Annotated in this window: 20 protein-coding genes and 2 tRNA genes; 15 read left to right on the top strand and 7 right to left on the bottom strand. The window is 65.1% G+C overall.

Annotated elements, in window-relative coordinates; translation table 11 throughout:
- Positions 1 to 10 precede the first annotated feature (10 nt).
- The 4 genes from purN (at position 11) to RMP10_RS03370 (ending at position 3,873) form a co-directional block, all read left to right on the top strand.
- A complete protein-coding gene (gene purN, locus RMP10_RS03385; protein WP_310569033.1) occupies positions 11 to 736 on the top strand; it encodes a phosphoribosylglycinamide formyltransferase in 726 nt (241 codons plus the stop codon).
- A 41-nt stretch (positions 737 to 777) separates the two neighbouring features.
- Positions 778 to 2,307 (top strand): bifunctional phosphoribosylaminoimidazolecarboxamide formyltransferase/IMP cyclohydrolase, encoded by a 1,530-nt coding sequence (gene purH, locus RMP10_RS03380; RefSeq protein WP_310569032.1) that lies wholly within the window; start codon positions 778 to 780, stop codon positions 2,305 to 2,307.
- Positions 2,308 to 2,359: 52 nt separating this feature from the next.
- Positions 2,360 to 3,316 (top strand): SGNH/GDSL hydrolase family protein, encoded by a 957-nt coding sequence (locus tag RMP10_RS03375; protein WP_310569031.1) that lies wholly within the window; start codon positions 2,360 to 2,362, stop codon positions 3,314 to 3,316.
- Positions 3,317 to 3,414: 98 nt separating this feature from the next.
- On the top strand, positions 3,415 to 3,873 hold the full coding sequence (locus RMP10_RS03370; RefSeq protein ID WP_310569030.1) for a hypothetical protein: 459 nt from the start codon (positions 3,415 to 3,417) through the stop codon (positions 3,871 to 3,873).
- Here RMP10_RS03370 and RMP10_RS03365 read toward each other — a convergent pair.
- The gene (locus RMP10_RS03365; protein WP_310569029.1) at positions 3,827 to 4,372 is read right to left on the bottom strand and encodes a paraquat-inducible protein A; all 546 of its coding nucleotides are present in this window, start codon (positions 4,370 to 4,372) and stop codon (positions 3,827 to 3,829) included. The two genes, RMP10_RS03370 and RMP10_RS03365, sit on opposite strands and share 47 nt — an antisense overlap.
- A 9-nt stretch (positions 4,373 to 4,381) precedes the next feature.
- Positions 4,382 to 5,644, bottom strand: coding sequence for an aminotransferase class V-fold PLP-dependent enzyme (locus tag RMP10_RS03360; RefSeq protein WP_310569028.1), 1,263 nt, complete (start codon positions 5,642 to 5,644; stop codon positions 4,382 to 4,384).
- Positions 5,645 to 5,775: 131 nt separating this feature from the next.
- Between RMP10_RS03360 and RMP10_RS03355 the strand changes: the two genes are divergently transcribed.
- Together RMP10_RS03355 and RMP10_RS03350 are read left to right on the top strand one after the other, a co-directional pair.
- On the top strand, positions 5,776 to 8,121 hold the full coding sequence (locus tag RMP10_RS03355) for a DUF2723 domain-containing protein (protein WP_310569027.1): 2,346 nt from the start codon (positions 5,776 to 5,778) through the stop codon (positions 8,119 to 8,121).
- A 78-nt stretch (positions 8,122 to 8,199) separates the two neighbouring features.
- Positions 8,200 to 9,450, top strand: coding sequence for an amidohydrolase family protein (locus tag RMP10_RS03350; RefSeq protein WP_310569026.1), 1,251 nt, complete (start codon positions 8,200 to 8,202; stop codon positions 9,448 to 9,450).
- A 118-nt stretch (positions 9,451 to 9,568) separates the two neighbouring features.
- Here RMP10_RS03350 and RMP10_RS03345 read toward each other — a convergent pair whose 3' ends face one another.
- Positions 9,569 to 10,582, bottom strand: coding sequence for a DUF1611 domain-containing protein (locus tag RMP10_RS03345; protein ID WP_310569025.1), 1,014 nt, complete (start codon positions 10,580 to 10,582; stop codon positions 9,569 to 9,571).
- A 57-nt stretch (positions 10,583 to 10,639) separates the two neighbouring features.
- The gene (locus tag RMP10_RS03340; RefSeq protein WP_309671762.1) at positions 10,640 to 11,260 is read right to left on the bottom strand and encodes a class I SAM-dependent methyltransferase; all 621 of its coding nucleotides are present in this window, start codon (positions 11,258 to 11,260) and stop codon (positions 10,640 to 10,642) included.
- Positions 11,261 to 11,399: 139 nt separating this feature from the next.
- Here RMP10_RS03340 and RMP10_RS03335 point away from each other — a divergent pair.
- Positions 11,400 to 11,486, top strand: a tRNA-Ser gene (locus RMP10_RS03335).
- Positions 11,487 to 11,552: 66 nt separating this feature from the next.
- Here RMP10_RS03335 and RMP10_RS03330 read toward each other — a convergent pair.
- Positions 11,553 to 12,734, bottom strand: coding sequence for an Ig-like domain-containing protein (locus RMP10_RS03330; RefSeq protein ID WP_309671763.1), 1,182 nt, complete (start codon positions 12,732 to 12,734; stop codon positions 11,553 to 11,555).
- Positions 12,735 to 12,867: 133 nt separating this feature from the next.
- Here RMP10_RS03330 and RMP10_RS03325 point away from each other — a divergent pair, with 133 nt between their 5' ends.
- Positions 12,868 to 13,986: a hypothetical protein gene (locus RMP10_RS03325; RefSeq protein ID WP_309672270.1), complete on the top strand. Its 1,119-nt coding sequence runs from the start codon at positions 12,868 to 12,870 to the stop codon at positions 13,984 to 13,986.
- 32 nt (positions 13,987 to 14,018) lie between these two features.
- Positions 14,019 to 15,773, top strand: coding sequence for a M28 family peptidase (locus tag RMP10_RS03320; RefSeq protein ID WP_309672271.1), 1,755 nt, complete (start codon positions 14,019 to 14,021; stop codon positions 15,771 to 15,773).
- Between the two features lie 6 nt (positions 15,774 to 15,779).
- Here the strand turns inward: RMP10_RS03320 and dps are convergent, their stop codons facing one another.
- Complete coding sequence (gene dps, locus RMP10_RS03315) at positions 15,780 to 16,292, bottom strand: DNA starvation/stationary phase protection protein Dps (RefSeq protein WP_309672272.1); 513 nt, start codon at positions 16,290 to 16,292, stop codon at positions 15,780 to 15,782.
- A gap of 216 nt (positions 16,293 to 16,508) precedes the next feature.
- Here dps and RMP10_RS03310 point away from each other — a divergent pair.
- The 6 genes from RMP10_RS03310 to RMP10_RS03285 all read left to right on the top strand — a co-directional run bounded on the left by RMP10_RS03310 (position 16,509) and on the right by RMP10_RS03285 (position 19,792).
- Positions 16,509 to 16,598 (top strand) — tRNA-Ser (locus RMP10_RS03310).
- A 109-nt stretch (positions 16,599 to 16,707) separates the two neighbouring features.
- Positions 16,708 to 18,153: a glutamate--tRNA ligase gene (gltX, locus tag RMP10_RS03305; protein WP_309670066.1), complete on the top strand. Its 1,446-nt coding sequence runs from the start codon at positions 16,708 to 16,710 to the stop codon at positions 18,151 to 18,153.
- Positions 18,154 to 18,186: 33 nt separating this feature from the next.
- On the top strand, positions 18,187 to 18,645 hold the full coding sequence (locus RMP10_RS03300) for a hypothetical protein (RefSeq protein WP_309670065.1): 459 nt from the start codon (positions 18,187 to 18,189) through the stop codon (positions 18,643 to 18,645).
- 109 nt (positions 18,646 to 18,754) lie between these two features.
- Positions 18,755 to 19,102, top strand: coding sequence for a hypothetical protein (locus tag RMP10_RS03295; RefSeq protein WP_310569024.1), 348 nt, complete (start codon positions 18,755 to 18,757; stop codon positions 19,100 to 19,102).
- 63 nt (positions 19,103 to 19,165) lie between these two features.
- On the top strand, positions 19,166 to 19,393 hold the full coding sequence (locus RMP10_RS03290) for an AbrB/MazE/SpoVT family DNA-binding domain-containing protein (RefSeq protein WP_309670063.1): 228 nt from the start codon (positions 19,166 to 19,168) through the stop codon (positions 19,391 to 19,393).
- Positions 19,394 to 19,423: 30 nt separating this feature from the next.
- Complete coding sequence (locus tag RMP10_RS03285) at positions 19,424 to 19,792, top strand: type II toxin-antitoxin system death-on-curing family toxin (RefSeq protein WP_310569023.1); 369 nt, start codon at positions 19,424 to 19,426, stop codon at positions 19,790 to 19,792.
- 16 nt (positions 19,793 to 19,808) lie between these two features.
- On the opposite strand, the gene RMP10_RS03280 is transcribed toward RMP10_RS03285, so the two are convergent.
- Positions 19,809 to 20,849, bottom strand: a complete 1,041-nt coding sequence (locus RMP10_RS03280) for a hypothetical protein (RefSeq protein ID WP_310569022.1) — start codon at positions 20,847 to 20,849, stop codon at positions 19,809 to 19,811.

Raw genomic sequence — 20,849 nt, 5'->3', positions numbered from 1 at the left:
TTTGGGCGCTATGACGTCACGAGCGCGTATCTCGGTGCTGGCCTCGGGTGGCGGGTCCAACCTCCAGGCACTGATCGACCACTTTACCGGTCCAGACGCCAGCGCCGGTGCGATCACCTTTGTTGCGTCCGATCGAGCGGAGGCGGGCGCGCTCGATCGCGCGCGCACCGCGGGAATCGCCACCGGCGTGCTCGACGCGCCGAACGACGGCGATGCCATTCTCTCGCTGCTCGATACGGCCAAAACCGATGTGTTGGTGCTGGCCGGCTACCTCAAACTGGTGCCCGAGGACGTCGTGCGCGCCTTCCGCGGACGCATCCTCAATGTGCATCCCGCGTTGCTGCCGGCCTTCGGTGGCCCCGGCATGTACGGCATGCGTATTCATCAGGCCGTGCTCGATCACGGGGCCGCGCTCACCGGCGTGACTGTGCACTTCGTCGACGAGCACTTTGATCGCGGACCGATCATCGCGCAGTGGCCGGTGCCGGTCCTGCCGGGCGACGACGCGACCTTGCTGGCGGCGCGCGTGCTGCGCACCGAGCATCGCCTGTTGTCGCTGTGCGTGGCCGCCGTGGCATCGGGCGCGATCGTTCTCGGCGATGACGGTCACGTGCACGGACATCTCGACAACCCCGTGTCGGTGCATGCCCCCGAATGGCGCTTTGCGCTGGCCGAGGACGCCGCAGGTCCTTCGCCTGATTTTGCCAGCGATGTCGCGCGACTCTTTCCGCGCTGATTCTCTTCCGCGGTTCTTCTCCCTCTTCTGCTCCCGTCTCCATGCGCGCGTTGCTTTCCGTTTCCGACAAGTCCGGTCTTGTGCCATTCGCCACCGGCCTCGCTCAGCAGGGATACGAGCTGGTCTCCACGGGCGGAACGGCCAAGGTCCTGCGGGAAGCCGGTCTTGCCGTGAAGGACGTCAGTGAGATCACCGGATTTCCGGAGATGCTCGACGGACGCGTGAAAACGCTGCACCCGGTGATTCACGGTGGACTGCTGGCGCGACGCGACATGGCCGAGCACATGGAGGCGATCAAGGCGCACAATATCGGCACCATCGATCTCGTGGTCGTGAACCTGTATCCATTCCGCGAGACGGCCGCCAAGCCGAACGTGCATGCGGAAGAAGTCATCGAGAATATCGACATCGGCGGCCCGTCGATGTTGCGGTCGGCGGCGAAGAACTTCGCGTCGGTGTGGGTGATCGTCGATCCCACCGACTACGCGCATGTGCTCGAGATCGTGCAGTCGGGTGGCGACGACCTTGCGTTCCGCACCCTGCTCGCTGAGAAGGTGTACGCGCACACGAGCGGCTACGATTCGGCGATTGCGCAGTGGTTTGCGCAGCAGCGCGGCGAGCCGTTCCCCGATCGCTATCCCATTGCCTTCGAGAAACAGCAGGCACTGCGCTACGGCGAGAACCCGCAGCAGCGCGCTGCGTTCTATGTGGAGAAGCCGGGCGCCGGCCTTGGCGCCTTGGTGCAGAAGGGCGGCAAGGAGCTCTCGTTCAACAACCTGCTCGACCTCGAGGGCGCGCTGCTCGCGATCGAGCCGTTCGCCGATCAGCCGGCGTGCGCGATCATCAAGCACACCACGCCGTGCGGCGTCGCCACCGGCATCGACGCGCTTTCGGCGTACAAGAAGGCGCTGGCCTGTGATCCCGTGTCGGCATTCGGCAGCGTGATCGCGTTTACCGTGCCGGTCGATGTGGCGGCGGCGGAGGCGATCTCCAGCCTGTTCGTGGAGTGCATCGTGGCGCCGTCGTTCTCCGATGAAGCGGTCGAGATTCTTGGCCGCAAGAAGAACCTGCGTGTGCTGGAAGGTCGCGCGACGTGGGCCAAGGGCGGCATGGACTACAAGCGCGTGCGAGGTGGCCTGTTGGTGCAGGATCGCGCCCCGGCGCCGATGGAGCCGGCCCAGTGGAACGTGGTGACCAAGCGGCAGCCCACGACCGACGAGATGGTGGACCTCCACTTCGCGTGGAAGTCGGTGGCGAGCGTCAAGTCGAATGCCATCGTGCTCGTGCACGACGGCGCCACGATCGGCATCGGAGCCGGTCAGATGTCGCGTGTGGATGCCAGCTTTCTGGCCGTGCACAAAGCGACGAGTGTGGGCCATGTCACCGAGGGGGCGGCGCTCGGCTCCGACGCCTTCTTCCCGTTTCGCGACGGGATCGATCAAGCAGCTGCGGCTGGTGTAAAGGCTATCGTGCAGCCCGGTGGGTCGGTGCGCGACGCCGAAGTCATCGCGGCGGCCGATGAGCATGGTATCGCGATGGTGTTCACCGGCGAGCGCCTGTTCCGCCACTAAGTTCCACGTCCCTCGTTGTCTATTTACGTCATCTTCAGCGACATCACGATTCATGATCACGTTCTCCCGTGCCACCCGTGCCGCGCTGGTTTCGGCCACCGGCCTGCTCCTACTTTCCGCCTGCTCTGATAACACGCCCACGAGCCCTGCGGACCGAGCGCGCTTTTCGTCGGCCGTGGTGTTCGGCGCCAGTCTCGACGACACGGGGAACGCGTGCAGTGTCAGTCCCGCCAGCTGCCCGCCAACCCCATACTTCAACGGTCGCGCCTCGAACGGCCCGTTGTGGGTGGAGCTGGTCGCGGCGAATTACGGCACGACGGTTACGCCGTCGCGCAACGGCGGAACGAATTATTCGTATCTCGGCGCGCGCACCGGTGGCATTCCCGGTACCACGCAGGGCGTGCCCAACATGACTCAGCAGGTGGAGGCGTATCTGTCGGCCAGTGGCGCGGTGGCGCGCGCCAACACGCTGTTCGTGCTGAACGCCGCTACGGTCGGCAACGACATCAACGACGCGCTGACGCAGTCCTTCACGAATCCACAGGCGCCCACGACGATCATCGGCAGTGCCGTGGCCAATACGGTCGCCATGATCAACCGCCTCTATGCGGCCGGCGGACGACACATTCTGCTCGTGAACAGCACCGACATCGGCCGAACGCCACTGGTGCGCGCGCAGGGTCTCGCCGCAGCCGCTGGTGCGACACAGCTCTCGATGCAGTTCAACGCGGCCATCGCCACGCAGCTGACGACGCTTCGCACCACGTTGCCGTCGTTGAACCTAGACCTGCTCGACCTGGGCGCACTGACCGCCACCGTTTTGGCCTCCTCGACGTCCTTTGGGTTCACCAACGTTACGCTGCCGTGCGTGAGCTCGGCTCCGCCGTCGCTCTGCACGACGCCCGACAGCTTTTTTTACTGGGACGGGTTCCATCCGACTGCCTCCGCGGGTCGCTTGGTCGCGCTTCGCGCCATCGCGGTGCTGGATTCCGCAGCAGCCGCGCGTTGAGCGATGGAATGCCCGGGGCCTCCCATCGCCATCGCGTGGCACCTCTGGATACCATGCGGGTTAGAGATTCGGTGTCGCCTCCCTCTGCCGGAGAGTTCGTGATGGTTCGACGTGTGACGTTGCTCGGCGCCGCCGCTTTCGGCGCCATCATGACCGTGACGGTCGCGGTCGCCCCACTCGCGGCGCAGAGCAAATCGGCGAAGGCGATCGCCACGCCATCGCCCGTGCTGGTCGGCGGGTGGAGCGGCACGGCCACCGTGCCGCTGCCGGACAGCGTGATCGTGGTACCGGTGCTCTACACCTTTACACAGATCGGTACCACGATCGCCGGCCAGGCGATGGTGCCCGGTCAGGGCTCCGGGCCGATCTCAAACGTGGTGCTCACCGGCAAGCAGGTGCGCTTTCGTGTGACTGCGCCCGAAGGGAAGCTGCTCGAACATGACGGCAGGTTCGGCGCCGACGGCAACATCGAGGGCATGGTGAGCATGGACAAACAGCCCATCGCCAAGTTCAAGATCTCGCCGAGAAAGGACTCGAAGTCGACCCCGAAGAAGTAGGCGCCACCGGCACGGGTGGCTCAATCTTGAGCGCCTGGAACGCCGCGTTCGACACCAAGCAGTACGCGGCGAAGCAGTAGAAGCCGGTGCCGGCCGCCGCCGAGAGATTGGCGGTGCCCTTCCCGACCAGCAGCGCGATGAGCATGCCGACGGCAAACACGTCGGCCATCGACCATTTGCTCATCGCCTGCACGACGCCGTACAGCCGATACGAGGTCGCGCTGCCACGCAGCGCAAAGATTGGCACCAAGAGCGCCGCCTTGAGCACCGGAACGAGCACGCTGAACAGCACGATCAGTCCGGCTACGAAATTGTTGCCCGTGTTGTGCAGGCTCTGAATCGCGCTGATCACGCTGCGGGTTTCGTTGGATAGTTCGCGCGTGTTGCCGAACAGCTCCATGGTGGCGCGAATCGTGAGCACCGGTTGCACGAGTCCCGGCCACAGCAGCACCAGCGAGACCAGCGCCAGTATGATCGCGAGTTTGTTTCGTGGTGTCATGGGAATGAGCTAAGCGGTGAGTTGCGTGATCGCGCGAACGAGGGCATCCAGTTCGGCGGTCGTGGTGAAGAGCTGCGGCGTGACGCGCACGCCGGTCACACCGGCGGTGTCGATCGCCACCGTGAGAATCTTGAAGCGATCCATGAGTGCCGTGGCAAGATCACCCGGTGTCATGCCGTCGATGCCCACGTTGGCGATCGCGCCGGTGCGCGCGGGATCCGTCGGCGTGAACAGCCGTACGCGCGGCACAGCGCGCACCTTCGTGGTCCAATACTGCTGTAGCCAGCGCAAGCGGGCTTCCTTTCGCTGAATGCCGATCTCCTCGTGGAAGGTGATCGCGTCCTCGATGGCGAGATCGGTGTGGACGGGATGCGTGCCGGTGTGATTGAGCTTGGCGATGCTGCTCGCGGGCTGTCTTTCATCGCCGTAGATCGGCCACAGCTGCTCGATGGCATCGCGCCGCACGTACAGCAGGCCGGCACCGAGCGGCGTGCCAAGCCATTTGTGCAGGCTCGCCCCGTAGAAGTCGCAGCCGAGGTCGGGAATGCGGAAGTCGAGTTGAGCGAAGGCATGGGCGCCGTCCACCATGACGGGCACGCCGCGTGCGTGGGCCATGTCGCAGATCTTCTTCACCGGCAGCACGTGACCCGTGATGTTGATCATGTGACAGACCATCAGCAGACGGGTGCGCGGCGTGACGGCATTGGCGTACACCTGCACGATCTCGTCGTCGCTGCGCGGGTCGAGCGGCACGGTGACCTTGCGATTCACGATGCCCCAGCGGCGGCCCATCAGCGCGAACTGATCGAGCATGGCGCCGTAGTCATGCACCGCCATCACCGCTTCATCGCCGGCCTTCCAGTCGAAGCCGGAAATCACGGTATCGAGCGACTCGGTGGTATTGCGGGTGATGATCAGCTCATCGGGCGAGCATCCCGCCAATGCCGCCAAGCGGGCCTGCACGCGCGCCTTGTTGCTGCCCTGCACCGTGCGCATGTAACGCGAGCTCTGGGCGTTCACGGCCCGGACGTGGCCGATGAACTGCTCCAGCACCGGCTGCGACTGCATGGAGTAGTAGCCGTGCTCGAGGTGGATGTAGTCGACGGGGACCAGATACTTGGCCCGGATCACGTCCCAGAAATCGGCTCGACTCGCCAGCTCATCAACTGGCAGGCGGGAAAAGGCCTTCAGCTGGGCCGGACTGAACAGTAGGCCCAGAGAGGCGCCTCCCAGCGCGCCGCCCACGGTACGGAGAAATTCACGCTTGTCCATGCGTCGGGGGAGATGAGGGGCCCGGACCCGGCGGGAAGCAGTTGTGCCCCCCGTCGCTGCCTGCGAACTTACCTGATTGTGTCAGCTCCGGCCGCCCCCGGTCCGGAGCCGCCCCACCTTCCGTCCAGTCCATGACCGTCGCAGCCACCGCTACCGCGACTGCCGCTTCCCGGCCAGCCGCCGCCATGAGTGCCGGCGCGGCCGAGCTTGATTACCGCCCGTCCTACTTGGCCGCCGGAATCGCCGGCCTCGTCGTGTTTCTCCTGTACCTCGTCACGCTGGCCCCGACGACGTCCATGTGGGACACGAGCGAGTATATCGCGGCCGCGTACGTCCTCGGGATTCCGCACCCACCGGGCAATCCGTTCTTCGTCCTGATCGGACGCGTCTTCGCGATCCTGCCGATCGCGCCCACCGTCGCCATGCGTATCAATGTGCTGGCGGCGCTGTCGAGCGCGGTGTCCGCCGGGTTGTGGTTCCTGATCACCGAGCGCGTGCTCGTGCAGTGGATGCCGCGTCGCTGGCAGCGCATCGCCGGTGGTGCGCTCGCCGCCCTCATCGGCGCCACCGCATTCACGGTGTGGAATCAGTCGGTCGTGAACGAAAAGGTGTACACGGTCTCACTGGTGGGCCTCGCCATCATTTGCTGGCTCACGGTGCGCTGGTGTGATGATCCGGAAGGCCCGGTGGCCGACCGCTTGCTCGTGCTCATCGCCTACCTGCTGGGACTCGGCTACGCCAACCACATGGCTGGCATGCTGGCCGCGCCGGCGGTCGGACTCGCCGTACTGATCCGTCGTCCGTCGTCGATTCTGCGCTGGAAGTTGCTGGTGGCCTGCGGTGCAGCGCTGGTGTTCGGCATGACGCCGTTCGCCACGCAGCCGATCCGCGCCGCGCACTTCCCCGCGATCAACGAGGGCGAACCGACGGGCTGTGTGACTGAGCTCAAGATGGATTGCACCTTCTCGGCGCTCACGTACGACCGCTTCATGTACAACTTCAACCGTGGTCAGTACGGCAAGCCGGAGCTCGGTGAGCGCCAGGCGCCGCTGACCGCGCAGGTCGGTATGTACTGGTTGTACTTCAAGTGGCAGTGGCTCCGTGACGCGTACCAGGAGAACCCAGGGCTGCAGAACGGGCTCGCCGTGTTCTACTTCATTTTGTGCATCCTCGGTGGCTGGATGCACTTCAAGAAGGACCGACGCAGCTTCTGGTTCTTCGGCCCACTCATCGGCACGATGACGTTCGGGCTGATCTTCTACTTGAATTTCAAGTACGGGCACAGTCAGGCGCTTGAACTCGGCGAATCGGTGCCGCGCGAAGTGCGCGATCGAGACTACTTCTACCTCTGGAGTTTCTCGGCGCTGAGCGTGTGGGCCGCGCTTGGCCTGATCTATCTCTGGGAAACGGTGGCGAGCCTCTTCGGCGCCGATGAAGTGAAGCTGGGTCGCGATACGGTGGTGGAGCCACGTACACGCAGCTTCCTGTTGGCTTCGCCGTTGCTGGCCGTGGCGTTCATCCCGCTGTTCGGTAACTGGCAGCAGGCGTCGCGGAATAACCAGACCGACACGACCGATTTCGCGCGCGACCTGCTCAACTCGGTCGAGCCGTACGGCATCCTGATCACCGTCGGCGACAACGACACCTTCCCGCTCTGGTACGCGCAGGAAGTCGAAGGCATCCGGAAGGACGTCATCGTAGCGAATACGTCGCTGATGAATACCGACTGGTACACGCGACAGATGATCCGTCGCCCGGTGTTCGAGTACGATGCGGCCAAGGGTCCGGAGATCTACCGCAATCAGCAGTGGAAGAAGCCGGTCGGTCCGCCGGTGAAGATGACGTTCGACGAGGCAGATGCGCTGCCACTCGCCATTCAGACGCCGCCGAACGCCGCGTTCCAGAAGGGCGATATCATCGCCGCACCACGCTCGCCGCAGCTTATGCGCGCCGATCAGCTGGTATACTTCATGATTCGCGACACGTACCCCGATCGGCCGATATACTTCAGCCGCACGGCCGGCGGATACCCGTACGAACTCGGTCTCGAGCGCTATGTCCTCACGCAGGGCATGGCCAAAAAGCTCGTGAGCCAGCAGATCATTCCGGGGCGCGACACCGTGCTCATTCAGGGTGAAGGCATGGTCGATGTGAAGCGCTCGTACGACCTATGGACGAAGGTGTTCACGGCCACGAAATCGCTGGCCGCCCGCAAGGGCTGGGTAGACGACGCGTCGGTCGGCATTCCCGATCTGTACGTGATCAGTGGCGTCACCCTGGCCGAGGCGCTCGCGCAGACGGGCCAGGTCGCCCGCTCCGACTCGGTGTATCAGCAGTCGAAGGGCATCGCGACGGCCATGCGCCGCGCGCAGGTGTTCGGCTTCGACCGTCAGCCGGCGATGCCGGTGGTGCCGGGCGCCGACGTCGGTCCGCAGCAGCAGTTGCTGGTGCCGCAGACCAAGCCCGACTCCAAGTAAGCACGACCACTCTGTCGAAGGCCGGGGATCAACGACATGTTGATCCCCGTCTCGTTTCCCACCTTAGGAGTTTGCCCCGTGCGTCGCTCCCGTTTTGTGTTTGGGCTGTCTTTCGGCCTCTCGATCGCGGCGTCTCTCTCGCCGTCTGCACTCGTCGCCCAGCAGCCGCCCGCCACTCAACCGCAGCCTCCGCGCGGATTCCGCGGTGGCACCTCGATCAAGCCTGGCGAGGAATGCCCCGCCGGCACGACGGAGATCCGTCCGAACAACTGCCTCGCGCCGGCGTCACCGCCGCCGAGCATTGTGGACTATCGCCCCAAGTCGACGTTGATCGTGCCCGCGGCCGGCATGAAGTGGAAGGCGAAGTATCCGGTCGTCGATTTCCACGGCCATCCGTCGGGACTGCTCGGCAATGCCGACGGCATCGCGCGGCTCGGCGCCTCGATGGACTCGGTGAACGTGCGGCTCATGATCGCCGCCGACAACGTGAGCGGTGATCGGCTCACGCGCACGATGGAGCTGGTGAATGGCTCGCCCACCATGAAGAATCGCGTGCGGCTGTTGACCGGCGTGAACCTGAATGGCGTGGGCCCTGGCTGGGCGGCAAAGGCCGTGGCGCAGCTCGAAGCCGACGTGAAAGGCGGCGCGGTCGGTATCGGCGAAATCGGCAAGGGCTTCGGCTTGAGCACGAAGAAGGCCGACGGCACGCGCTTGCGGCTCAACGACCCCGATCTCGATCCCATCTGGGAAGCGGCGGCGCGTCTCAAGCTGCCCGTGTTCATTCACACCGCCGACCCGCAGGAGTTTTTCCGCGAAGTCGACAACACCAACGAACGGTGGCTCGAGCTCACGCTCTTTCCCGAGCGGCTGTATCCGCAGGACAAGTATCCGAGCTTCAATCAGCTCATGGCCGAGCGCGACAGCCTGTTCCTGCGCCATCCGAAGACGACGTTCGTGGCCGCGCACCTGGGCTGGCACGCCAACGATCTCGGACGACTGGGTCGCATGTTCGACAAGATGCCGAACGTGCTCGCTGAAGTGGGCGCGGTGCTGTACGACATCGGTCGTCAGCCGCGCAGCGCGCACGACTTCTTCATCAAGTATCAGGATCGCCTGCTCTTCGGCAAAGACTCGTTTCAGCCCGAAGAGTATCCGTACTACTGGCGCGTGTTCGAAACGCGTGACGACTACTTTGACTACTACCGCGACTATCACGCCTTTTGGAAGCTGTACGGCATCGACCTGCCGGACGTCGTGCTGAAGAAGGTGTATTACCAGAACGCCCTGCGCATCATGCCGGCGATTCAAATTGCGGGCTGGCCGAAGTGATTTCGGTGCTGCTGAACGATCGTTGAACTGATCACACAGAGGTGAGGAGAAAAGGAGACAAAGAGAACATTCGTTTTGTCTCCTTTTCTCTTTACCTCTTTGACTCTGTGTGATCAGTTCAGCGATCTCGCCCCAACACTGACGCCGCAATCGCGTCGAGCCCGCCGCGCATCGGATCGCACACCGGCACACCGAGTTCTGCACCAACTCGCGCCGCGTACTTACGCCACGCGTCGTCGGACAGCGTGGAGGAATTGATGCTCACGCCCGCCAGGCGCACGTTGCGGTTGGTAACGCGTGCGGCGGTGAGATACTGCGCCACCGCAGCGGCGAGCGGCGGAATGGGATGATTCGGGCGGTACTCGATCGTGAGCCGCGCGGGGTCGTGACAGAGTACGATGCAGTCGGGCTGGGAGCCGTGCAGCAAGCCCAGCGTGACACCGGCGTACGCCGGATGAAACAACGAGCCCTGCCCTTCGATCACATCCCAGTGATCGGGCGCGTTGTCGGGCGACAACACCTCGGCCGCACCGGCAATGAAGTCGGCCACCACCGCGTCAATGGCGATGCCTTGGCCGGCGATCATGATGCCCGTTTGTCCGGTGGCGCGGAACGTGGCCTTGGCGCCCCGCGCGCGCAGCGCGTTGGTGAGCGACAGCGCCGTGTACTTCTTGCCCAGCGCGCAGTCGGTGCCCACCGTGGCCACGCGCATGCCGGTGCGCTTGTTCCCCGTGCCGGCGGGGAACGTGGCATCGCTGTGCCGCACGTCCATGAGGCGCACGCCGTGCTGCTGAGCGGCGGCCACGAGACTCGGAAACGATGTGAGCCTCGTGTGCATCCCGCTCACGATGTCGAGCCCATTGGCGATGGCCGCTTCGAGATCGGGGAGCCAACTATCGGGCACGCGTCCGCCCACCGAGGCGATGCCGATCACGAGGCTGCCGGCCCCCCGCGCGGCGGCATCGGCGGGCGACAGGCGAGGCAGCCCAACGCTGACGGTAGCCTGCGGCAAACTCCACTCGCCGATCACGTCATCCGGGCACCAATCGCGCAGGCCGCAGGCGGTCTTGGCATCGGTGGGGTGGGTGGAGTCGCCCAGGTACAGGAGGTACGGTTTGCGGAGTTCAGGCATGGCGTGCACTCACGAGGCGGTGGCGTGAAATCCTATGTCGCGTGCGCATGATCGACGCTACGAGGGAACACGCGCGGTCAGCACGAAGAGTCCCCAGAAGCGGTCGATCTTTTCGCGCGCGATGTCGATGCGCTCAAAGTTGGCACCGGTCACGAGGCGTTGCACGTCGACCGAGGAGAATGTGTGCGCATGGGCGCGGTCGACGACTCGCAGGACCACGTCGAGCGCGCGCATCGTCAGAAAGTCCGCGCACCAATCGACGAGGACCAGGCGGCCGCCGGGGGCGAGCACGCGACGCATTTCGCGCAGGGCGCGTGGAGCATCGTCCACATAGTGCAAGGCGCTGGTGCTCACAACCGCGTGCACGCTCGCATCGGCCAACGGCAGCGCCTCGCCACTGCTCTCAGCCAGCAGCACCGCCGGAGCGAGTCGGGCGCGGGCGCGGAGCAGCATGCCGACCGTGGCGTCCACCCCGATCAGCCGGGCTGACGGCTCGCGGTGGTGGAGCTGCGCCAGCAGCGCGCCGGTGCCGCAACCCACGTCGAGCAGCCACTCGTTCGGCGTGAGTTCGAGCCGGGACGCCGCCAGCGCCGTGGAGGCGGCCACGTACCCCTTCCACCGCTGGTCGTAGTGCCCTGCCAGCGCGCCATACTCCCGCTGGACGGCGCGGAGGCTCACGGGCGGCCTGCGTGGCTCAGAACGGCGCCCGGGGGCAAGCGGCGCGGCGAAGACATCGAGGACCCGTTGGGGGTTGCCCGCGCGGGGCCCTCGCCATTTTCTTCACTGAGGGCAGCGGCAGCGATGTCGCGCACGAGAAGGCGTGGTGGCCGAGTGGTTTAAGGCAGCGGTCTTGAAAACCGCCGAACCTGAAAGGGTTCCGTGAGTTCGAATCTCACCTACGCCGTATATACAAAGAAAGACGCCCGCGATCGGCATGCCGATCGCGGGCGTCTTCTGTTTCGAGCAACGCTTACGGCGTCACGACCGCGCGCAACGTGACCGCCGAATACGCCGTGTAGCCGACCACACGCACGCGCCAGGTACCGGCGACGACATTCGTCGTGATCGTACAGGTCTCGTTGGGACCTGCCGTTTCGGCGATGCAGGCGGCCGTCGTCGCGCCAGGACGATACACTTCAATGTCCGGGTCCTGGCTGCCGGCGCCCGTCGTCGTGACCGTGATGCCCGTCGCACCAGCCGGAACATCGATGAGGAACACGTAGGCCGAGTTGAGCGGGCCGGCGATCACCTGCGCGACGTTGTTCAGCAGCGGATTGAATGTCAGACTGCCCGTCTTCCCTTCGCTCGTCGCGGACACCGTGAAGGTACCGGGCGTCAGCGCGGTCACCAGACCGGTCGCGGACACGGATCCGGTGGCGACCGCGGTCGAGGCCCAAACAATCGGACGATTCGACAAAACGTTGTTGTTCGCATCGCGCAGTGTTGCGGTCAGCTGCTGCGTGCCGCCGGTCGCAAGGACCTGCGTCGTCGGCGAGAGCGCGACGGTGTTCACCGGAGCCAACGCTTCAACGATCACGTTCACAGTGGCCGTCCGGCCCTCGCTTGTTGCGGTGATGACCGAAGTACCAGGCGCAATACCGATAACCACGCCGTCAGTGTTGATGGTGGCGACGGAAGCCGCCGACGACGACCACGTGACGGAGCGCGCGACCAAGACGTTGCCCGATCCATCAAGCGTTCGGAATGACAGCGGGAATGCCTCACCGACGGCCACCGGACGGGCCAGACTCACGATGGACACCGTCGCCACCGACGCCACGCCCTGCAGCGAGGCAATGCCCGTCACGCCGTCGATCGTGGCCCGAATGGCCGTGCTGCCCGTCGTCAGCATGGTGACGAGACCGGCCGACGACACGGTGGCGATCGTCGGCTCAGCCGAGGTCCACGTGACCGTGCCCCCGGAGATCGTGGCGCCAGCCTTGTCGAGCAACGTGGCCGCAAGCTGCTGCGTCTGGCCGACGCGGAGACTCGAGACACGCGGCGTGACGGCGACGGTGTTGGTGTTGATGACCGGCGCGGTGACGGCATCGTCATCGTCGTTACACGCGGCCATGCCGCCCACGAGGAGCGTGGCACCGAGAAGCAGGCGGGTCGCGACAATCCCGCGACGAAGAGAGCGAAGCTGAAGCATCGTCAGAAGGCTGGAGGGGCACAGCGCGGGATCGACACGATCCCGGTGATCTCGAACACCCTCTAAGAGAATCAGCGATCCCCTGATTTCGCTAGGGATTTCGTCACGCGATTGCGTAAGTAGCTTCACTCCTATGGTACATTCTCCGCGTCGTCTCCGTCGTTCGTCCCAGCGCCTCCCCGTGCTGCTGGGTTCGCTGGCGTGGCTCTTCAGCACCTCGCTGGTCGGACGCGCGGCCGAAGGGCAAACGCCGACGCCGGCACTGGCCCCGGCCGTCCGCATCACTGAGCAGACCAGCGGCACGTCCAAGCTGCTGCAGGCGGTCCATGCGGTGTCCGAGCGCGTGGTGTGGGCGTCGGGGCACAGCGGTGTCGTGCTGCGTTCGATCGACGGCGGCGACAGCTGGGAGTCCCGTCCGACCAGCAGCGGCGACTCGCTCGAGTTCCGCGATGTGCACGCGATCGATGCCGACACCGCGTGGATCATGTCGGCCGGCAGCGGCGCGAAATCGCGCATCTATCGCACCACCAACGGCGGTGCGTCGTGGACCCTGCAGTTCATGAACCCTGATACCGCGGCGTTCTACGACTGCATCTCCTTCGGAAGTGGTCGTGGTCGCACCGGCGTCGCGTTCAGCGATGCATCGGGCGGGCGCACGAACATTCTGCACACAGACAACGACGGCGCGTCGTGGCGGTTGTTGGCGCCATCGGTGGTGCCGGCGCCGTTGCCCGGCGAAGGCGCCTTCGCGGCGAGTGGGTTATGCGTGGGGCACGGTGACGCACGCACGGTGTTCATTGCCACCGGCTCCCCCGGCGCGCGCCTGCTGCGCAGTCGCGACGGCGGCAGCACGTGGGACGTGGAAAACACGCCGTTCACGCGCGGCACCGTGGCCGGCCTCACAGGGCTCGCCTTCAAGGATGGACAGTACGGCATCGTCGTGGCCGCCGACATCAACCGACTCCGCACCGATTCGTCTACCGCCGTGGTGGGCATCACCACCGACGCCGGACGCACGTGGGAGCTGCGCCCGCGTCCACCCCTGCCGGGCGCGCTGGTCGGGGTGGCATGGGTGCCGGGAGCCGGCAGCGAGACGGCCGTGGTCACGAGCTACGGCGGCGCGTTCATCACCAGCGACGCCGCCCGTACGTGGCGCACGCTCACCAACGCGCTGACCACCGGCGTGAGTGCGGTGGGGTCGCGGGCATGGGTCGTGGGCGGCGCCGGTAAGATCACGCGACTCGACTGGTAGCAAGACGTCGGACAACGCGGCATGATTGGAGGATGGACTCTTCCTTTCTGCGGCCCCGCCGCTTGTCGCGCTCCCCGCGCGCCATCGCGCTGCTTCTGACAGCAACCTTTACGTCGTTCGCGGCCTGCAGCGCGGGCGACGAAGCGCCGGTCCAAGCGCGTGCTCCCAGTGCCGACGCCGCGCTCGCGCCCGCCCTCGCGGCCATTACCGCCGATGGTCTGATGGCCCACACCAAGGCCCTGAGCGACGATTCGCTGGAAGGCCGCGCACCGGCCACGCCCGGCGAAGACAAGACCGTCGCCTATCTCCAGTCGCAGTTCGCCGCGATGGGCCTCAAAGGCGGCATGCCCGATGGCTCGTTCGTGCAGAAGGCCACCTTCGCCGGCATCACCGGCAAGCCGGAAGCATCGTTCCGCATTGGGTCGCGCGTGATGCCGCTGTCCTTCCCCGCCGACTACATCGCGCGCACGCGTCACGAAGTGCCGGTGATCGATGTGGACGCCGAGATGGTGTTCGTGGGCTACGGCGTCGATGCGCCGGAGTACGGATGGAACGACTACAAGAACGTGGATGTGAAAGGCAAAGTGCTCGTCATGCTGGTGAACGACCCGGCGGTGCCCGATCCGAACGACAGCACGAAACTCGACAGCACGATGTTCAAAGGCAAAGCGATGACGTACTACGGTCGTTGGACCTACAAGTACGAGATCGCCACCGCGAAGGGCGCCGCCGGTGCGCTCATCATTCACGAGACGGGTCCGGCCGGCTATCCGTTCGAAGTGCTCAGTGGCAGCGCCGCGCTCGAACAGTTCGACATCGCCACCGCCGACGGCAACAAGAGTCGCACCAAGGTGGAAGGCTGGATCACGCAGCCCAAGGCCGAAGAACTGCTGAAGGCCGTTGGCAAAGACTTCGCCGCGCTCAAAGCCGCCGCACGCCGCAAGGATTTCACGCCGGTGTCACTCGGCGCCTCCGCCAAGATGCACATCAGCAACAGCACCCGCCGCGTGGAATCACGCAACGTGGTCGCCACGCTCGAAGGCAGCGACGCCGCGCGCAAAAACGAGTACGTGATCTACAGCGCGCATTGGGATCACCTCGGTCGCGACACCAGCATCAAGGGCGACCAGATCTTCAACGGCGCGCTCGATAACGCGAGTGGTACCGCGCAGCTGCTGCAGATCGCGAAGGGCTTCAGTGCCCTGTCCACCAAGCCGGCGCGCTCGATCATGTTCGTCGCACTCACGGCGGAAGAGAAAGGATTGATCGGCGCCAAGTTCTTCGCCGCGAATCCGCCGGTGCCGTTGGCCAACGTGCTCGCCAACATCAACATGGACGGCTTCAGCCAGTGGGGCCGCACGAAGGACGTCACCGTCATCGGCCTCGGCAACAGCACGCTCGATGACGTGCTGGCCGATGTCATCCGCCCCGCCGGTCGCGTACTCTCGGGTGATCCGGAGCCGGAGAAAGGGTTCTTCTACCGCTCCGACCACTTCGAGTTCGCCAAGCAGGGCGTCCCCGCGTTGTACACCGAAGCCGGCGTGCAATTCGTGGGCAAGGACTCCACGTACGGCATGAAGAAGCGCGAGGAGTACACGTCGCGCGATTATCACCAGCCGAGCGACGAAGTGAAGCCCGACTGGGATCTCACCGGTGCGGTGGAAGACACGCAGGTGCTGCTGCAGGTCGGCTATCGCGTGGCGAACGGCAATGTCTGGCCCACCTGGAAGCCCGGCACCGAGTTCAAGGCAAAGCGTGACTCGGTGCTGAAGGCTGCCGGCAAGTAGGGCGAATTACGTCGGCTCTGGTTCGAGGTGCGACTCCACGAACCAGAGCTGCTTGTCGGTCTCGCTGGTAATGCGCGTGAGCAGATCGGCGGTAATGGCATCGTCGGCGTCCGCTGCTTCCTCGATGTTGGCGCGTGCCGCGTTGGCGCAGCAGGCCAGCGCGTCCGACACCACGCGCACCCACTCGTCGGCGTGGTCGACCACGAGCGGCGCCTTGGGCAGCCGACTCCGTTCGGCGATCACCGGCAACGTGCCCTCAGCCGGGACGCCAAGCTGACCGGCGCGCTCGGCCAATTCGTCAGACCAGCCAACCGCGAGGGCGGCCGTGGCGTCGAACAGTTCGTGCAGCTGCTGGAAGCGGGCGCCACGGATATTCCAGTGGGCCTGCTTGGCCTGTCGCTCGAGATCGAGATAGTCGGCCAAGCGCTCGTTCAGGATCATCCCCATGGCCGCGCGGGTCTCGGCTGGCAGGTTGATGCGGGTATGAAAGTGCGTCGTAAGGTCGGTCTTTTTTGACATTCTGAACTCCCGAAGGGTCTGGAAACCTGCGAAAAACGGACGGCGCATTCCGGTAGTGCAAGGGGCGCGCCGATACGTTCTGCCGAATTTTCCGCAGAATTTACCGACCTCGCGAACGGTTGACCCGGGGCGCGTTCCGGGTCAGATTGCTCCTCTGATCTACAACGAAGTACAACTGGCCTGCACCGCTGCCTCCGGGCACCGTCGGCAAGCTTGGGAGGGGTGGCCGAGAGGCTGAAGGCACCGGTTTGCTAAACCGGCATAGGGGGTCAACCTCTATCGCGGGTTCGAATCCCGCCCTCTCCGCTGCGCGGGTCCGCTGCACTGTCGGCGGGCCCGCGCTGTTTTTTTATCCAGTCCTGTAGCGTTCCCGATTCTTCGGTCTGCCGCATATATGTCGTCGTCAGAGTCTCCCGTGAAGCGCCCCCGTGTGCGCTTCGCTCCGTCCCCGACTGGCTTTCTCCACGTCGGCGGCGCGCGTACCGCCCTTTTCAACTGGTTGTACGCGAAGAAGTTCGACGGCGACTTCCTGCTCCGCATCGAAGACACCGATCGCGCCCGCAGCACCGACGAAAGCACCCGCGCCATTTTTGAAGGGCTCGAGTGGCTCGGTCTCACGTGGGACGAAGAGGTCGTGTATCAGGGTGCCAACGTTGAGCGCCACTACGCCGATGCCCATCGCCTGCTCGACAGCGGCGCGGCGTACCGCGATTTCACGCCGCCGTCGGAGTCGGAGCGGCTGCGCAACGAGGCCGACGCCCGCGGCGAGTCATACCGCTTCGATCGCGACACGGCGATGCTGAGTGAGGCGGAGATCGCCGATAAGCTGGCGCGCAACGAGCCGTACGCCATCCGCTTCATGGTGCCCGATGGCTACACCGAGTGGCCCGACCTCGTGCACGAGCGCATCGCGTTCCCGAACAAGGACATAGAGGATTTCATCATCCTCCGGTCTGATGGCACGCCCGTGTACAACATGGCCGTGGTGAGCGACGACATCGCGATGCGCATCACGCTGGTGATGCGCGGTGACGATCACATCTCGAACACGCCGAAGCAGATCTTGTTGTATCGCGCGCTGGGCGCCGAGGTGCCGCAGTTCGGGCACGTACCGATGATTCACGGCGCCGACGGCAAGAAGCTGTCGAAGCGTCATGGCGCGACGGCGGTGGGCGACTATCAGCACTTGGGTTTCCTGCCGCAAGCGATGCTCAACTTCCTCGCGCTGCTGGGCTGGTCGCCGGGTGAGGACATCGAAGTGATGCAGCTGCCGGAGATGATCGAACGCTTCAGCGTGCATGGTCTGCACGCGAAAGCGGCGATCTTCGACACGAAGAAGCTGGAGTGGATGAACGGCCAGCACTTGGCGTTGATTCCGATCGCCGAGTTGGCGCAGGTGGTGGCGCCGCTGTTCGAGAAGGCGGGGCTGGCCACCGTGGCCGAGCTCGAGTCACGCCCCGTGTGGTTTCACGGCGTGCTGGAGCTTCTGCGCGTGCGGGCGCGTCTCACCGACGAGATCGTGCAGTTGGCCACCTCGTTCTTCGGCGAAACGGTGGAGTACGAGGCCGAGGCCATCGGTAAGCAGTGGCGTGATGCGGCAGTGACCGGCGAGATCCTGCAGGCCACACACGATCGACTGGCGACGCTCGACACATGGGAGCCGGCGGCGATGGAAGAGGCGCTGCGGAAGCTGGCCGAGGAGAAAGGCATTTCCGGCGGCAAGATCTTTCAGCCGCTGCGCGTGGCGCTCACGGGCAAGACGGTGAGCCCGGGCATTTTCGAGGTACTGCTGTATGTGGGTCGCGAGCACTCGCTGGCGCGTGTGGCGGCGGCGGTGTCGTTCTTGAAGCAGGACGCGTAGCTCACGTTCATTGCAGGTCAATGCGGAGGGGTGGTGACGATTCGATTCGGTACTCAGGGAAGGCTGCTGCTGTCGGGATTGCTCGCGGTCACGGCGGGCTGTGCAGATAGCGTTTCGGACTCGACCACGTCGCCGTTCGGCCTGACCGGGGTCGCGAGCGTGACTGGCCGCGTTATCGATGGCACGCGTGGCGTTCCTCTCGACTCGTTCCAAGTTGGCGGTGGCGTGCTCGGCGGCCTTGCGATGTATTACGCACAGACCTCCGTCTCCAATACGATTGGGCGTTTCACGATGCGCGTGGAGCGTGTCGGAAGCAGCCCCCCGTATGTACCGGATTCGGTGTTGTTGATCATCAACACGCAGGCACTCAGACCAGTCGATCGCAGGGCCGACGGTTCGCCTCGTCGGGCGAGCGATTCGCTCTGGATCCGCTTCGCTGAGCTCTCGGCGCCGCCGTACGAGATCACGCGCGACCTGCGAGTGCCGGATTGAACTGCGCGGGTGGAGCGCAGGATTGCCGGAAGCGTCTCGCCACCAATTACATGAGGTTGGAATGGTTTCAACGTGTCGAATCTTAGCGCGGCGGCCTACCACGACGTTCGTGCTGACGTGCGCCGTATCGCTCTCGGCATGTAGCGCTGAGGATATCATCTGCGGCGGCGTAGGCACGCCGGGCATTGTGCTCAATGTGGTCGACGCCGCAGACCGTCGAGCGTTGACGCCCTCGACAGTTGTCGTTCGTCAGTTGGATGCACCGTTCACCACCATGACCGGCACCGCTGATGAGGCGCTGCGCATCGCCGTCAACGCGGGTCGGTACGAGGTGTCGGTGACGGTGCCGTCGTATAGAAGCGCAACCGACACCATCACAGTGGCGAACCGCCAAAGCGACGGATGTGAAGTCATCGATCAGCAGGTGACCACGATCGCGCTGACTCGGCTTCCGTAGCGAACAGTTGCGCCGTAGCACGAAGATGCTACTTTTGTAGCATACCCGTGCTACGGAGTCGACATGGTTCGTGAACTGACGTTGCGACAGGTTGGCGGTTCGATCGGAGCCACCATCCCCAAGGACATGGCCGAGCGGCTACACCTCGAGGTGGGCGACCGTGTGCTCGCGATCGAGACCGATCGTGGCATTCTGCTCACGCCCTACGACCCTGACGTCGAGGCCGGTTTGGCGATCGCGGCTGAGGCGGCCAAGAAGTACCGAAACGCACTCCGCGAACTGGCAAAGTAGCGCGTGCGTGAGCCACGCTGGGTGCAACGCTTGGTCGTCGAGGCCACGCATCTTGACCAGTTGCGCGAGCATGGGGGCTTGACCGGGCTTCGAAACGAACCTGGCCTGGAAGCAGCGTTCGCGCGACCGAAGCAGAAGTGGCATTTCGACCCGAACGTCGACCTCGCTCTGCTAGCTGCATCCTACGCCTTCGGACTATCCACGGCGCATGCGTTCAGCGACGGCAACAAGCGCATCGCCTTCCTCACCGCCGTCATCTTTCTCGGTCTGAACGGGAAAGAGCTGGATGCGACTGAACCCGATGTGGTCGCGACCATGACCGCGCTGGCGGGGGGCACGCTCTCGGAAGACGAGCTGGCGATGTGGATACGCGAGCACCTCGTTCGGCGGTCCCGCTAACAACGCCCCCACAGCCCTACCGGTCGCCGCCACTCTTCAGGGGCGCGGCCACCGTGGCACTCGGCGCCTTCAATCGATTCCGCCGCTCGGTCTCACGACGATCGCGCAGTTCATTCACGATCTTTCGGAAGTCGGCTTCACCCATGCCACGCTCGGACATGCGCATGATGTCGGTGCGCGATGCCGATAGGCGACGCTCGGCCTCCATTTGCGACATGTTGCCGCTCATGCGACCTGCCGTGCCGGCGTTGAGCGGCAGCAGCGCCAGCAGTGCGTTGGGAATCATGACCTTGCCCAAGCGAATGCCTTGGCTATCCCAGCCCCACTTCTCGCCATTCTTGCCGGTCTTGGTCCAGTCGCCGGGTTTGCGACCGGTGCGACCCTGCGCGCGATTCAGCGAATCGAGCGAGTCGGCCGCCTGCGTGAGCATGAAGCCCATAATGCTGTCGAGGTTGTCGGCGCGATCGCCGCCACCGCCACCGCCGGCATTGCCGACCACAACCGGATCACGCCACACACGCCCGTCGAAATAACCGGGCCGTATGCCCCGAACATTCGGGTCGCCGGCGCCGATGCCGCTGCCGTCGCCCTGCCCCACCGCCGCACCGCTCCCGGTGTCGCGCGGCGCCGACGGAGCCGACACGACTTCGGGGCCCGACGTGACCGGTGTGTTTACCGACGGTCGCGTGGTGGTCGTGGTCTGCGGCGTCGGCTTCTTGACCTGCGCCACCGGCTTGGGCTGATCGCGCGGCGCGACGTACGTGAGCCGCTCTTCAATCGGCGGCTCGCCGACGCCGAAACGGAGCCACGACGGGATGCCGTGGCCAAAGGTGAGGAGCTGCACCAGCACCACGCCGACCACCACGTGAATACCCACCGCGATGAGCACCGCACGCGACGTGCGCTGCTTCTCGCGAACCGCCCCGCCCGAACGCGTCCGGGCACTGAGCGCGCCCCGTGTGCGGTTGGCGTTCGGTGCACCCGAGTCCCCCGCCGGCGGAACCGGCGGCGTGTCACCAGAGGGCTGGCGACCGCGGGAAGGGGGAATCGTCGGCAT

It is taken from the genome of Gemmatimonas sp. (assembly GCF_031426495.1).
Classification (GTDB): Bacteria; Gemmatimonadota; Gemmatimonadetes; order Gemmatimonadales; family Gemmatimonadaceae; genus Gemmatimonas.
The sequence above is the reverse complement of the archived record's forward strand: the minus strand, read 5'-3'. Positions and strand labels throughout refer to the sequence as shown.